The organism is Pseudoalteromonas galatheae (assembly GCF_005886105.2).
GTDB lineage: Bacteria > Pseudomonadota > Gammaproteobacteria > Enterobacterales > Alteromonadaceae > Pseudoalteromonas > Pseudoalteromonas galatheae.
This window is the reverse complement of record NZ_PNCO02000001.1, coordinates 3,735,404-3,749,425: the sequence shown is the minus strand read 5'-3', so window position 1 is coordinate 3,749,425 and position 14,022 is coordinate 3,735,404. Positions and strand designations below refer to the sequence as shown.

At 42.8% G+C, this 14,022-nt stretch carries 13 protein-coding genes; 10 read left to right on the top strand and 3 right to left on the bottom strand.

Going from position 1 to position 14,022, the window contains the following annotated elements; translation table 11 throughout:
* Positions 1–44: 44 nt before the first annotated feature.
* The 10 genes from CWC29_RS16650 to CWC29_RS16605 all read left to right on the top strand — a co-directional run bounded on the left by CWC29_RS16650 (position 45) and on the right by CWC29_RS16605 (position 9,570).
* On the top strand, positions 45–425 hold the full coding sequence (locus tag CWC29_RS16650; RefSeq protein WP_138522609.1) for an ATP synthase subunit I: 381 nt from the start codon (positions 45–47) through the stop codon (positions 423–425).
* Between the two features lie 15 nt (positions 426–440).
* Positions 441–1,298 (top strand): F0F1 ATP synthase subunit A, encoded by an 858-nt coding sequence (gene atpB / locus CWC29_RS16645; protein WP_010376880.1) that lies wholly within the window; start codon positions 441–443, stop codon positions 1,296–1,298.
* A gap of 78 nt (positions 1,299–1,376) precedes the next feature.
* A complete protein-coding gene (gene atpE, locus CWC29_RS16640) occupies positions 1,377–1,610 on the top strand; it encodes a F0F1 ATP synthase subunit C (protein ID WP_010376881.1) in 234 nt (77 codons plus the stop codon).
* 49 nt (positions 1,611–1,659) lie between these two features.
* Complete coding sequence (gene atpF / locus CWC29_RS16635; RefSeq protein WP_010376882.1) at positions 1,660–2,130, top strand: F0F1 ATP synthase subunit B; 471 nt, start codon at positions 1,660–1,662, stop codon at positions 2,128–2,130.
* 15 nt (positions 2,131–2,145) lie between these two features.
* Positions 2,146–2,679, top strand: coding sequence for a F0F1 ATP synthase subunit delta (atpH, locus tag CWC29_RS16630; RefSeq protein ID WP_125253645.1), 534 nt, complete (start codon positions 2,146–2,148; stop codon positions 2,677–2,679).
* Positions 2,680–2,693: 14 nt separating this feature from the next.
* Complete coding sequence (gene atpA, locus CWC29_RS16625) at positions 2,694–4,235, top strand: F0F1 ATP synthase subunit alpha (RefSeq protein WP_128727187.1); 1,542 nt, start codon at positions 2,694–2,696, stop codon at positions 4,233–4,235.
* A gap of 52 nt (positions 4,236–4,287) precedes the next feature.
* Positions 4,288–5,148 (top strand): F0F1 ATP synthase subunit gamma, encoded by an 861-nt coding sequence (gene atpG / locus CWC29_RS16620; RefSeq protein WP_125253643.1) that lies wholly within the window; start codon positions 4,288–4,290, stop codon positions 5,146–5,148.
* Between the two features lie 32 nt (positions 5,149–5,180).
* Positions 5,181–6,566, top strand: a complete 1,386-nt coding sequence (gene atpD, locus CWC29_RS16615) for a F0F1 ATP synthase subunit beta (protein ID WP_128732332.1) — start codon at positions 5,181–5,183, stop codon at positions 6,564–6,566.
* A 13-nt stretch (positions 6,567–6,579) separates the two neighbouring features.
* A complete protein-coding gene (locus CWC29_RS16610; protein WP_125253641.1) occupies positions 6,580–6,996 on the top strand; it encodes a F0F1 ATP synthase subunit epsilon in 417 nt (138 codons plus the stop codon).
* A 393-nt stretch (positions 6,997–7,389) separates the two neighbouring features.
* On the top strand, positions 7,390–9,570 hold the full coding sequence (locus CWC29_RS16605) for a winged helix-turn-helix domain-containing protein (RefSeq protein WP_128727188.1): 2,181 nt from the start codon (positions 7,390–7,392) through the stop codon (positions 9,568–9,570).
* 45 nt (positions 9,571–9,615) lie between these two features.
* Here CWC29_RS16605 and CWC29_RS16600 read toward each other — a convergent pair whose 3' ends face one another.
* From CWC29_RS16600 to CWC29_RS16590, 3 genes are read right to left on the bottom strand one after another with little or no spacing between them, the layout of a single operon-like run.
* On the bottom strand, positions 9,616–12,033 hold the full coding sequence (locus tag CWC29_RS16600; RefSeq protein WP_161568685.1) for an ABC transporter permease: 2,418 nt from the start codon (positions 12,031–12,033) through the stop codon (positions 9,616–9,618).
* Positions 12,026–12,724 (bottom strand): ABC transporter ATP-binding protein, encoded by a 699-nt coding sequence (locus CWC29_RS16595; protein ID WP_128727190.1) that lies wholly within the window; start codon positions 12,722–12,724, stop codon positions 12,026–12,028. The genes CWC29_RS16600 and CWC29_RS16595 overlap by 8 nt, the downstream gene beginning before the upstream one ends.
* Positions 12,725–12,741: 17 nt before the next feature.
* Complete coding sequence (locus CWC29_RS16590; RefSeq protein WP_138522607.1) at positions 12,742–13,995, bottom strand: efflux RND transporter periplasmic adaptor subunit; 1,254 nt, start codon at positions 13,993–13,995, stop codon at positions 12,742–12,744.
* Positions 13,996–14,022: the final 27 nt, after the last annotated feature.

The following is a 14,022-nucleotide window of genomic DNA, read 5'->3' as shown; positions in this document are numbered from 1 at the left end:
TTTCATACCCTGATAAAATTTAACGTCATTAAGGTTAATATAAAGTGACTCATTCGTTAGCCCGCCCATATCGGCGAGCCGCATTAAAAGGTGTTTTGATTCAGGGTATCGTAGCATTAGTCGCTGCAGTAATCGTTTTTATAAGTTGGGGAGTACAAGCCGGAGTTTCAGCGTTAGCTGGCGGTGCTGTGTTGGTACTCCCTAATTTTGTATTTGCTGCTTACGCCTTTCGATTTATGGGTGCGAGCAAAGCAAATCAAGTATATTCCTCGATAAAACGAGGAAATGGATTAAAATTTTTGCTAACTGTTGTGCTCTTTGCACTGATTTTTAAGCATTTTTCAGTAATGATGCTGCCTTTTTTTGGCGCTTATATGCTCGTGATGCTGACACAATGGTTGGTCCTGATTTTTTTTAATCATTAACTTTTGGGATAAAACATGGCTGCAGAAGAAGTTACTCTATCAAGCCATATTCAGCACCACTTGACCAATGCCAAGATGTGCTCGACCGATGCCGGTCTTGCCTTCAACAAAGCATGTGCGGATAGTGGTTTCTGGACATGGCATGTAGATACCCTCGCATGGTCAATCGGTTTAGGTCTAATATTTTTATGGATCTTCCGAAGTGCCGCTAAAAAATCCACTATAGGTGTTCCTGGTAAATTCCAGTGCTTTATCGAAATGGTTGTTGAGTTCGTTGGTGCCAACGTTCGTGACACATATCACGGTAACAGCAAGTTAGTTGCACCTCTAGCCCTAACGATTTTCGTTTGGGTATTCTTAATGAACTTGATGGACTTAGTTCCAGTTGACTTCCTACCTGCATTTGCTGGCTTTGTTGGTGAACAAGCATTTGGTATGGATTCACACGATGTGTACATGAAGATTGTACCTACAACAGATTTAAACATGACCGCAGCACTGGCGCTAGGTGTGTTTATTCTGATGATCGGTTATTCAATTAAAATCAAAGGCATCGGTGGCTTTATTGCAGAATTAACATTGCACCCATTTAGCTCTAAAAACAAACTAATGATGGCAGTGTTGATCCCGTTTAACTTACTACTTGAAACAATCGCATTGGTTGCTAAGCCATTCTCGCTAGCACTACGTTTGTTCGGTAACTTATACGCAGGTGAGATGATCTTCATCCTTATCGGTGCAATTGGTTTGATGCAGTTACCACTGCACTTCGTGTGGGCAGTATTCCACATTATGGTAATCGTGCTGCAAGCATTCGTATTTATGATGCTGACTATCGTTTACCTCAGCATGGCTAGTACAGAAAGTCACTAATCAGCTGAATAATAAAGATTTTTACAACTTAAATTTAAACTTAAACTTTAATTTACTATTAAAACTTTGGAGATAAAAATGGAAATCGCAGTTGCTATTAAACTTATCGCTGTTGCACTACTAATCGGTTTTGGTGCTATCGGTACTGCACTAGGCTTCGGTAACATGGGTGGTAAGTTCCTAGAAGCATGTGCTCGTCAGCCTGAGCTTGCGCCTTCACTACAAGTTAAAATGTTCATCCTAGCTGGTCTTATCGATGCCGTTGCAATGATCGGTGTAGGTATCGCTATGTACATGTTGTTCGCTCTTTAATATTGCAAAATACCTGAAACGAACAACTGTCAAGTAAGGAGGAGCGGTCGTGAACTTAAACGCCACTCTAATAGGTGAATTAATCGCATTTGTGGTCTTCGTATGGTTCTGTATGAAGTTCGTATGGCCACCACTAAATGGTGCGATTGAAGCTCGCCAAAAGAAAATTGAAGATGGTTTAGCAGCATCTGATGAAGCTGAAAAAGAACTTGAGCGCGTACGTGCACAAGGCGCTGAACAGCTGAAAGAAGCGAAAGCACAAGCGGCTGAAATCATCGAACAAGCTAAGAAGCGTGCTGCGCTAATTGTTGACGAAGAGACAACTCGTGGTCAGCAAGAGCGTGAAAAAATCATTGCTCAGGGACACTCTGAAATTGAGTCTGAGCGCAACCGTGTGAAAGAAGAGCTGCGTTCACAAGTCGCTGCACTTTCTATCGCAGGTGCTGAGAAGATTTTAGAGCGTGAAATCAATCAAGCCACACACAGTGACATCGTTGAAAAACTTGTCGCTGAGCTTTAAGCAGGGGGTATGAGCATGTCTGAATTGACTACTATCGCTCGCCCATACGCTAAAGCGGCTTTTGAACTTGCCGTTGAAAAAGGCACAGTTGAAGCTTGGAATGAAATGCTGTTCTTCGCTGGTCAAGTTACCAGCGACGAACAGGTTCAGGCGCTACTTGGTAGCATTGCTACTGAAACACAGCAGTCTGAAATCATTATCAAGTTATGTGCTGAGCAACTCAACGAACAAGGTCAAAACCTTATCAAGCTGATGGCCGAAAATGAGCGTTTAGCTGCCATTCCAGCTGTTGCAGAGTTGTTTGCTGAATTTAAAGCAGACTATGACAAAGAAATCGAAGTAGATGTGGTTTCGGCAACAGCGCTTGCGGATGATGCGCAAGCAAAATTGGTCGCGGCACTTGAGAAACGTTTCGCACGCAAAGTTAAGCTGAATTGTAGCATCGACGAAGCCATTGTAAGTGGCCTTGTGATTAAAGCCGGTGACACCGTAATTGACGGTTCTGTTCGCGGCAAATTAGATCGTCTTGCGACGTCGCTACAATCGTAATTGGGAAAAAGAGCATGCAACTTAATTCCACAGAAATTTCTGCACTGATCAAGCAACGCATTGAGCAGTTTGAAGTTGTAAGTGAAGCGCGTAACGAAGGTACTATCGTATCTGTTACCGACGGTATCATCCGCATCCACGGTCTTGCTGACTGTATGCAGGGTGAGATGATCGAGCTTCCTGGCAACCGTTATGCTATCGCACTAAACCTTGAGCGTGACTCAGTAGGTGCTGTAGTAATGGGTCCATACGCTGACCTTAAAGAAGGCGTAAAAGTTAAATCAACTGGTCGTATCCTTGAAGTACCAGTAGGCCGTGGCCTACTAGGTCGTGTTGTTAACACACTTGGTGAGCCAATCGACGGTAAAGGCGCTGTTGATAACGATGGTTTTGAACCAGTTGAAAAAATCGCACCTGGCGTAATCGAGCGTCAATCAGTAGATGAGCCAGTACAAACTGGTTATAAGTCTATCGATGCGATGATCCCAGTTGGTCGTGGTCAGCGTGAGCTTGTGATCGGTGACCGCCAGACTGGTAAAACAGCACTAGCAATCGATGCTATCATCAACCAAAAAGACACAGGCGTTAAGTGTGTGTACGTAGCGGTTGGTCAAAAAGCGTCAACAATTGCTAACGTAGTACGTAAACTAGAAGAGCACGGTGCACTTGCAAACACTATCGTAGTAGTTGCTTCTGCATCAGAATCTGCAGCACTACAATTCCTAGCGCCGTTCTCTGGTTGTACTATGGGTGAATACTTCCGTGACCGCGGTGAAGATGCACTAATCGTATATGATGATCTGTCTAAGCAAGCTGTTGCTTACCGTCAAATCTCACTACTACTTAAGCGTCCACCAGGTCGTGAAGCATACCCAGGTGACGTATTCTACCTTCACTCACGTCTTCTAGAGCGTGCGTCACGTGTAAACGCTGACTACGTTGAGAAGTTCACAAATGGTGAAGTTAAAGGTAAAACAGGTTCATTGACGGCATTGCCAATCATTGAAACTCAAGGTGGTGACGTTTCTGCATTCGTACCTACCAACGTTATCTCAATCACTGACGGTCAGATCTTCTTGGAAACTGACTTGTTCAACGCAGGTATCCGTCCAGCGGTTAACGCTGGTATCTCGGTATCTCGTGTAGGTGGTGCAGCGCAAACTAAAATCGTTAAGAAACTAGGTGGTGGTATCCGTCTAGCGCTAGCTCAGTACCGTGAACTAGCAGCGTTCTCTCAGTTCGCTTCTGACCTTGACGATGCAACGCGTGCACAGCTTGAACACGGTGAGCGTGTAACAGAGCTAATGAAGCAGAAACAGTACGCACCAATGTCTGTTGCTGATATGTCATTATCGCTATTTGCAGTAGAGAAAGGCTTCTTAAAAGGCATCGAAATCAACAAGATTCTTGATTTTGAAGCAAGCCTAATCGCATTTGCTAAGAGCGAGTACGCAGAGCTAATGGCTCAAATCAATGAAACTGGTAACTACAACGCCGAGATCGAAGCGCAGCTGAAAGAACTTCTAGAGAAGTTCAAATCTACGCAAACTTGGTAATGTGTTATTAAGGTGAGTAGGGAACTACTCACCGAGATTCGGAGAGAGAGTCATGGCCAGCGGAAAAGAGATAAAAAGCAAGATCGGGAGTATCAAGAATACTCAAAAGATCACCAGCGCAATGGAGATGGTTGCCGCTTCTAAAATGAAGAAGGCACAAGAACGCGTAGCGTCTAGTCGTCCATACGCTGAAAACTTACGCAAAGTGATCGGTCGTGTTGCTCAGGCTAATCTTGACTTCACTCACCCGTTCTTACAAGAACGCGAAGTGAAGCGAGTTGGTTATATTGTTATCTCTACTGACCGTGGTCTATGTGGTGGTTTGAACTCAAACGAGTTCAAAAAAGTAGTAAGAGACGCAAAAGCGTGGAAAGACAAAGGGGTTGAGGCAACGTTCGCAGCTCTAGGCAGCAAAGCTGCTGGTTTCTTTAAGCGTTTTGGCGGTGAGCTAGAAGCCAAGAAGACCGGGTTAGGAGATACGCCTTCAGTTCAGGATATTATTGGTCCTGTAAAAGTAATGCTTAAAGCATTTGAAGAAGGCAAAATTGACCGCTTATTTGTTGTGTACAACCAGTTTGTCAACACAATGAAACAAGAGCCTGTTATCGATCAGTTATTACCTTTGCCAAAAGCTGAAGAAGATGTATCAGCTCACGCTTGGGATTATCTATATGAGCCAAGCCCAGAGGCGATTTTAGAGACACTATTAGTGCGCTTTATTGAGTCTCAGGTCTACCAAGGTGTAGTTGAGAATGCTGCCTCTGAACAAGCTGCCCGTATGGTTGCGATGAAAGCCGCAACAGATAATGCAGGTGGCCTGATTGATGAGCTACAGCTGGTATACAACAAGGCACGTCAGGCCGCAATCACACAAGAAATTAGTGAGATTGTGAGCGGTTCGGCTGCCGTATAACGCTTCGGCAAAGTTTAATAAGAGGAATAGACATGAGTTTAGGTAAGGTCGTCCAAATTATCGGCGCCGTTGTGGACATCGAGTTTCCACAAGACAACGTGCCAGCCGTATATGACGCACTAAAAGTTACAGAAGGCGACTTAGCTGGTTTGACACTAGAAGTGCAACAGCAGCTAGGTGGCGGTGTGGTACGTGGTATCGCACTAGGTAGTACTGACGGTCTACGTCGTGGTACTCCAGTACAAGGTACAGCTGAGCCAATTAAGGTTCCAGTTGGTACAGCAACACTAGGTCGTATCATGAACGTACTTGGTGATGCAATTGATGAAGCGGGCCCTATTGGTGAAGAAGAGCGTTGGTCTATTCACCGTGCAGCACCATCATACGAAGATCAGAGCAACTCAGTTGAACTTCTAGAGACTGGTATCAAGGTTATCGACCTTGTATGTCCATTCGCTAAAGGTGGTAAAGTTGGTCTATTCGGTGGTGCGGGTGTAGGTAAAACCGTAAACATGATGGAACTTATCCGTAACATCGCAATCGAGCACAGCGGTTACTCAGTATTCGCAGGTGTTGGTGAGCGTACTCGTGAGGGTAATGACTTCTACCATGAGATGAACGACTCAAACGTACTAGACAAAGTATCGCTAGTATATGGTCAGATGAACGAGCCACCGGGTAACCGTCTACGTGTTGCACTAACTGGTCTTACAATGGCTGAGAAGTTCCGTGACGAAGGTCGTGACGTACTATTCTTCGTAGATAACATCTACCGTTATACACTAGCAGGTACTGAAGTATCAGCACTTCTAGGTCGTATGCCTTCAGCAGTAGGTTACCAGCCTACACTAGCTGAAGAAATGGGTGTTCTACAGGAGCGTATCGCATCAACTAAGACAGGTTCAATCACTTCAATCCAAGCGGTATACGTACCTGCGGATGACTTGACTGACCCATCTCCAGCAACGACGTTTGCTCACTTAGATGCGACAGTAGTACTTTCTCGTGATATCGCGTCTCTAGGTATTTACCCTGCGGTAGACCCTCTAGATTCAACTTCACGTCAGCTTGACCCACAAGTTATCGGTCAAGAGCACTACGACACAGCACGTGGCGTTCAGACAGTTCTTCAGCGTTATAAAGAGCTGAAAGACATCATCGCAATTCTAGGTATGGACGAGCTATCTGACGAAGATAAGCAAGTAGTATCTCGTGCACGTAAGATCCAGCGTTTCCTATCTCAGCCATTCTTCGTTGCTGAGGTATTTACAGGTGCACCTGGTAAATACGTATCTCTTAAAGACACAATCTCTGGCTTTAAGGGCATCCTAAACGGTGATTACGATGATATGCCTGAGCAGGCATTCTACATGGTTGGCTCAATCGACGAAGCAGTTGATAAAGCTAAAAACATGTAATTAGGAGGTTGTTATGGCAATGACAGTACACCTTGACGTAGTAAGTGCAGAGCAGAGTTTATTCTCTGGCGAAGTGGCTACGATTCAAGTGACAGGTAGTGAAGGTGAACTTGGTATTCACCCTGGCCACGCGCCACTACTGACTGGCCTAAAACCTGGTATGGTACGTTTGGTTAAAGCAGATAGCTCAGAAGAAGTTATCTACGTTGCCGGCGGTACGCTTGAAGTTCAACCGAAAACAGTTACCGTCCTTGCGGACGTAGCTATTCGTGCGGATGAAATTGATGAGCAAGCTGCTGAAGAAGCTAAACGTGAAGCGCAGGCGCAATTAGCTTCTGGCACTGCAAGCGAGCTGGATTATCAGCGTGCGGCATTGCAGCTTGAAGAAGCTCTTGCTCAACTACGCCTTCTACGCCAGCTGCGCAAATAAGCAGCCGCCTATCTGGTTATCAAAAACCCACGCATTGCGTGGGTTTTTTGTTTGTTATTCAATCCACTCTTAGCTATCCCCAACATAACCCTATATTATTTCCTCACTTTTGCAATTAAGCTCAAAACACTGTTGCTTTTAGGTAAAAATTAGCAATTTAATGGGTTTGTTTGAAACTTATTGTTATTTTGTTGGTATGTATTCGTCAATTATAAGAGAAGAGTTGTTCACATTGAGAGCTATTTAAAATAGTATAGTTTAAAGGCCTTTTGATTGACTAAATATCGTGGCGTGCATAACTTGGATGTATTGTATTAAAGCACCAGCTCTAGTCGCTGTTGAGGCGCTTTTACATACTTACTCTGCTTTTATTCCTGTATCCTCAAAAATAATATGAATATTGTTGCGTTTTGTAAAAATATAGAAAAAATAAAACTGGAATCTTGGACGATATATCCAGATAGACACTTACTTACTGACAACGATAAAATAGAAAGGGAGTTAGAACCGTTACTATTTAGGATGCTGTTATACTTTATTGAAAACAGCAATCGTATTGTCACGCGCCAAGAGTTATCGGACGAGGTATGGCAACAGCCGTATGTGGATGATAATGCGATAAACCGCGCAATTTCAGAATTGAGAAAAGCACTTAAATCAGAAAAGCAACGTGGTCAGACATTAAAAACTCACTACCGTACTGGTTACAGCTTTGTGCTAGATGCTGAGGTTATCTATAAAGGTACGCAGACTGACGCTAGTAATACTAGGCCAGAACCCATAGCGCCAACTATCACTCACAAGCCAGCTCCTAGCTCTGCAAATTTATCGCCGTCACGCACGCCCATTACTAAGTACATCTGGGGAGGAGTGGCTATAGCCATCTGTGTGGTCGCAGGCGTCATGCTCAAAGATCAATTACCTCTAATAACAGAAGAAATTGATCCTTCCTCTGAGCTTGTTAAAAACAAAGAGTACATCACGCAATTAGATAAAGAGATACTAACGTGGAGCAAAGGCTCGGTCGCGTTTCAAGACTTATCTTTGGGTGGAAGGTTTTTAGCTTATTCATTTCTAGCTGAAGGCGATCGTAATTCAGCCTTATACGTGAAAGATATGAAATCCCTACAGAACATCAAACTGGTAGAGCGAGAGGGCGCTAATGTGATGCCGACAGGATGGGCGGCAGACAGTTTACGTTTGTACTATCAGATCAGTAGGATAGGTGAGAATAAGGTATGTGAGCTGTGGTCTGCCACATTCATGCCTGACTCAACAGATGCGGAGCATACTAAAGTTTGGGATTGCCATGCAGAGCGCAGAATGAGTGTGACCAGTGTAGAAAATACACTGTTATACACAAAGTATGACTATCGTGATCGACCGTATATTTCAGCTATCTTTAGTAAAGACCTAGTCAGTGGGACAGAATTTCAAGTTACCTCACCGAATATTCGCTTTAGCGGAGACTTTTACGTTAAGTTATCTAATAGTAAGAACGAAATCTTATTTTTACGCTCTATCAAAAATGGCACGGCTATTTTTAAGGCTAATGCAGATGGCAGTGATCAAGAAATATTAGTGCGATTAAACTACAGACTGCGCTCTGTCGACTGGTCTGATGATGATGCAAAAGTCATGTGGTTTGATGACAATGAAAACAAGCTCATGACATATGAGCTTGCCAGTAAAATAGTATCTAGTGTGTATTTTCCACTCGAAAAGGAAATGCATAGCGCTATGGTGGTGTCAGCTGAGCAGTTAATATTTTCGACAAAATTACTGGATGGTAATATTTATCAGGTTGACGAAAGTACCTCAACGCCGTTGCTCACCCCTTTCTCAGTGTCAGATGTAACAGAGTCCTTGGTGGCACCATTTAACCGTGCAAATGGCGGTATCTTCCTAACAAGGGGCGCAAGAAATCAGTCGCTTTGGAAAATGATTGATGGGGCGCGTACCAAATTGCTTTCACTACCAACGACTGAGATAGTGGACATTGTTTTGTCACCAGATGACAGTCAGCTTCTAGTTGCCTATCAAAATCAATTAGAAATAATCTCAATGGATAATCTTAATATTGTAGAGAGCATCACAGTGAATGACACCATCGCAGATGCAAGTTGGGGGCTCAATGACAATATCCTGATGACGTTGATTAAAGATACTAGTGATGCATGGAGCTATAGCCTAAAAGAGCAAAAGTTTGTGCGTCTAACCAAAAAAGGTATTCATTCTGCTCGAATGATAGATGAAGACTATTTGTACTACTTTGATAAAAGTTACAGACTAATAAAACGAGAACTTGAAAATGGTAGTGAGCAGGTGTTGTTAGACTTGTCTGATATCACGCATCTAAGCTGGTCTATGACGAATGAGTTTGTTTACTTCAGCTCGGGGAATAGTATTAGCAAGATGGATTTGAGAAGCTTAACGGTGACAAAGTTATTGGATGTTGAGCGCAAAACGGATTCTTTTTTTGGTATTTTTACTGGTGCAGTGAAGGGGCAGGTCTACGTTTACGCAAAGCGACTGCAAAATAATCATCTATTAAATGTTTCAGTAGCGAAATAACCTGAAAGTGAGCGAGCTCCAGACTGAGTAGAGCTCGCGAGGTCGCTATTCGTAGCGTAGGCTGTTTGCAGGCCTTGTTGATGCTGTTTTATAAGCGATACTTGCAACCGTAAGCCAAACTATTGTACTGACTAGCATCAGTGCAGTGATATAGATAAACCAAGGTTGCTCAATCCTGATATTAAACCCAGCTAACCAATCCGATGTGACCATATAGGTGAGAGGGAATGCAATTGCTGCACTGATCACGGTCAGCACAACGAATTCTTTTGCAAGTAAGTTCATTAACGATAATTTAGAAGCACCTAATACCTTACGTACTGCAATTTCCTTTTGACGACGATTTGCTGAGAATGAACATAGACCAAAGATACCAACACAAGTCAGTATCACAACTAAGACGGAGAATACTGCGACAATATGGGCCGTTTTACGATCTGATTTGTACAGATTTTCATAGTTGTAATGAACCTCATTCATTGGCAGGTTAAACAAATTGAATCTCGTCTGAGCGAATTCCGTTACTTCGCTTTTATGGATTGGAGTGATAGGGGTGTTAAAATTCAGGACAACATTCCCTTCATTCATCCAGCTATAACCACAGATGAAGAAACTAGGGGATGCTCCATGCTTTGCGGAACCAATTGTCAAATCTGAGACGATACCGACAACCTTTACACGGATCATCAGATCAGATTCCTCGCCAGTGGTAAATGTCCAAGTTTCACCCACTAAGCTTGCCAGATCACTGCCGCCAGCCATACGTGCGACAGATTCACTGATAATAATGCTTGCTGTCTCATTTCCTTGTGTATCAACGGCATGCCAATCAGATGTGTAGGTCGCACTGAAGTCTCGGCCATGAAGTAAGGTTAAGCCTTGTGTTTTCACTGGATCAAAACCTGTACCAATAAAAGGTAGAATAGGCACATCCTGATCTGCACCAGGCCAAAGAAGTCTGGCAGAGGTGTTTATTGATTTAGTCAAAGAGGTGTCAGAAATTGTCGCTGAGTCGACAAATGGTAATTGCGAAAATGCACGTGCCAGGTTGCTGTCCGGGTTATCGAAAAGAACAGCGCGATTGATACCAGAGATTTCTAGACGATTTTCTTTTTGATAACCCGTCTCTATGGTAGTCATATAATTTAATTGCTGATGTAAGATAAATGCGCCAATAATTAGTGCAATGGATAAAGACGCCTGTAATATCATAAGTGCTTTTCTGATCCTTACAGCAGTGGTTCCACGAGTGAGATCACCACTTAAAACACGTTTGGCATCAAATGCCGTTAAGAAGAAGGCTGGGTATAAACCCGCGATTAAGCCGACCACCAAATCAATCCCTAATAAGAATAAAATGCTTACTGGCGTGATATCAAAGCTAAGTTCCTTTTCAATCACTGCATTAAACCAAGGTAATAATGTAATGGCCACAATGGCTGCAAGTATGGTTGCGATGGTTGAGATCACCAAAGACTCACATAAAAACTGTGTGATCAGGCTCTGTTTAGAGGCCCCCATTGCCTTTTTTACACCCACTTCTTTGGCTCTCAATACCGCCTGAGCAGTGCTCATATTGATAAAGTTAATAGAGGCGATAGCGATGAGTAAAAATGTCAGGCCAATGCAGACATCAACGATAAACTGAGAACCATGAACTTTCATCTCAAATCGAGAGTTCGCCGATAGGTAAATATCACTCAAGCGTTGGAGTGAAACTTCAACCATATTTTCGCCACGATAAACTACATCGTTGTATAGCTGCGTGTACTGTGCGGCAATGTTTGCAACGTACTGCTGTTGTTCAACTTTGACATAGGTGAAACTGTCGTTGCCAAGTGGATTTGGCTCACCTAGCAGCTGTACTTGTATGCTTGTCAAAAAGTCTATTTTCAAATGAGTGTTTTCTGGCAAATCTTTGAATATAGCACCTACGGTCCATGTAACTTGCTCATTATCAAGTGTTTTACCCAATACTGACGTTTCACCAAAAAGGCGCAAAGCTTGCGATTGGGATAATGCTATATAATTTGGGGTAGTAAGGGTTTTATCGAGATCACCTGCTACCACTTCGAGTGTAAAGAACTCAGCAAAATTTGCCGTGGTTGCATACAAGTTCTCTAATTTGAGAGGACTATCATTGATTTTAATTTCATTGTTAATCACTGGGCTCATGTGGATAAGGTTTAAGATATCCGTAACGCCTTCTACAGCCGAGAAGTGTGGGTTCATTGCGGAACTGCTTACCGGAGCGTTTAGTCCCAGAGAAGGCCAGTTTTGCGCTACACGGTATGTGTGCTCTGGGGCTGGATGAAATTTGTCGTAACTCGTTTCATAGGAAGCATATAAAAAGACTAAAATTGCTGCAGCTAAGCCAAAAGCGAGACCTATAATGTTTAAAATAGAATGTTGGCGGTACTTGTTTAGTAGTCGAACAGCCGTGATGAATTGTAGCTTAAGCACACTCCACCTCCAGCACCTCAATAGGGCGATTATGGTGAATCTTACCATCGAGTAGTTTGATGATTTTATTACCATACTGCGCGTCTTGTTCCGAGTGCGTCACCATTATAATGGTCGTTCCTTCTCTATTCAGTTCACTGAGTAGCTTCATTACCTCAGCACCATTTTTTGAATCTAGGTTACCGGTAGGTTCATCAGCTAAAATTAGCTTTGGGTTTGTTGCCAGAGCACGAGCGATAGCAACGCGCTGCTGCTGACCTCCTGACAGTTGCTGCGGTAAATGATTTGCTCTGTGGGCGATATCAAAGCGTTCAAGCAAGGCATTGACGCGTTCTTTTTGCAGGGCTTTATCTGCGTTGTTATACATCAAAGGCAGTGCAACGTTCTCAAACACCGTAAGTTCATCAATCAGGTTGAAGCTTTGGAAGACAAAGCCTAGATTCGCTTTGCGAATATCGCTTAGCTGACTTTCTTTTAAGTTGGCCAAGTTCTTATCATTAAATAGATATTCTCCCTGGCATGGGCTATCTAGCATGCCCAGTATCGACAGGAGAGTTGACTTACCACAGCCTGAAGGGCCCATAATTGATACAAAGTCACCGCTGTTTATTTCCAAATTTATATCATTAATAGCAGTTGTTTTTATATCTTCGGTTATATAGCTTTTTACAAGATTTTTTAATTTAATCATTCTCTTTATTCCATTTGTTATTTTAATATTAACTTTTCTGCGCTGTTGAAATGTGCATAACTCGATGTGATGACTTTTTCACCATTTCTTAATCCGTCTTTAATCTGGAAGTTGCTTTTATCTTTCCCTGATATTTTTATTTTTCTTCGTTCTGCGGTGTTGTCATCATTTAAAACAAAAACCCAATTTCCACCAGTGTCAGAAAAAAACGCGCCTCTTTTTAATAGCATCGCATTTTTATTTTCATCACCAATCACTAACTCAACGTCCAAAGTTTGTCCTCGTTTTATATTCTCAACGCCAGTGGGAATATCTACTTCAATATAAAATTGGGAGTTATCAACTTGGCTATCTATTTTAGATACCTGTGTTGTGTACTTTTTACCTGCCACATCAATGTTAGCTTGCATGCCTTTTTGGATGATGTTTAAGTAATATTCGTCTACTCGAACTGAAAGGATATTGTCATTGGGTAAATCGATTTGCCCAAGTCGAGAGCCTGACACTTTTGATTCTCCGATCTCGGCATCAAGTTGACTCAGATATCCCGAAGTGGGGGATTTGATAACTAAGTTTTCTAAATTTAGTCTGGCGTACTCTAAATTGCGTTCAAGCATCTGTTTGCCGCTCTCTAGTTGCTCTCGCTGAACGGAGCGAATTTTTTCATCAGCTTTTTGGCGCTCCAAAGACAGTGCTAATTGCTTTTTGTAATACACTAACTCATCTTGACGCTCGGTAAGTTCTTCTCGAGAGACTAGGCCTTTTTTTGCTAATTTTTCAGTATGAGCCAGTTTGCGTTGCAACTGCGTTACCTGAAACTCCAGCTCGATAATGTCGCGTTTAATGTTCAGACGGCTTGTTTCCATCTCCATTTCTGTATTACGCAAAAAATTCAATTGCTCAGTAACTTGTGCTTCTCGACTGATCACCTGAAGCTGTAGATCTGTATTGGATAGTCTCGCGATAGGTGTTCCCGCTTCTACGGATGTGCCTGGCTCAACAAAAACCTCTTCAATCACACCGCCAGATTTAACATCAAGATAGATTGTTTTACGCGGCTCTACTTGACCTCTAAGCGGCAAGTTATTGGTAAATGAGCCCTGTTTCACGGTACTAATTGAGATACTGTTGAAGGGAACTGATTGCGTGCTACTTGGGATTGAAAGTGCTTGCATAGAGTACAGGGCTATCATCGCGGTGGATGTCCCGAACAGGCCCATAGCGACTTTCAATCTTTTCTTTGACTTTGGTTTTTCGATCTTGGTATCCATATTTACCTTCAATGTCATATGATGATG

Excerpts from the sequence above, each read along its gene's own strand:
- CWC29_RS16595 (WP_128727190.1), bottom strand. The coding sequence starts at position 12,724 with ATGATTAAATTAAAAAATCTTGTAAAAAGCTATATAACCGAAGATATA.
- CWC29_RS16590 (WP_138522607.1), bottom strand. The coding sequence starts at position 13,995 with ATGGATACCAAGATCGAAAAACCAAAGTCAAAGAAAAGATTGAAAGTC.
- atpH (WP_125253645.1), top strand. The coding sequence starts at position 2,146 with ATGTCTGAATTGACTACTATCGCTCGCCCATACGCTAAAGCGGCTTTT.
- atpD (WP_128732332.1), top strand. The coding sequence starts at position 5,181 with ATGAGTTTAGGTAAGGTCGTCCAAATTATCGGCGCCGTTGTGGACATC.
- CWC29_RS16605 (WP_128727188.1), top strand. The coding sequence starts at position 7,390 with ATGAATATTGTTGCGTTTTGTAAAAATATAGAAAAAATAAAACTGGAA.
- atpG (WP_125253643.1), top strand. The coding sequence starts at position 4,288 with ATGGCCAGCGGAAAAGAGATAAAAAGCAAGATCGGGAGTATCAAGAAT.
- atpB (WP_010376880.1), top strand. The coding sequence starts at position 441 with ATGGCTGCAGAAGAAGTTACTCTATCAAGCCATATTCAGCACCACTTG.
- atpA (WP_128727187.1), top strand. The coding sequence starts at position 2,694 with ATGCAACTTAATTCCACAGAAATTTCTGCACTGATCAAGCAACGCATT.
- atpE (WP_010376881.1), top strand. The coding sequence starts at position 1,377 with ATGGAAATCGCAGTTGCTATTAAACTTATCGCTGTTGCACTACTAATC.
- CWC29_RS16610 (WP_125253641.1), top strand. The coding sequence starts at position 6,580 with ATGGCAATGACAGTACACCTTGACGTAGTAAGTGCAGAGCAGAGTTTA.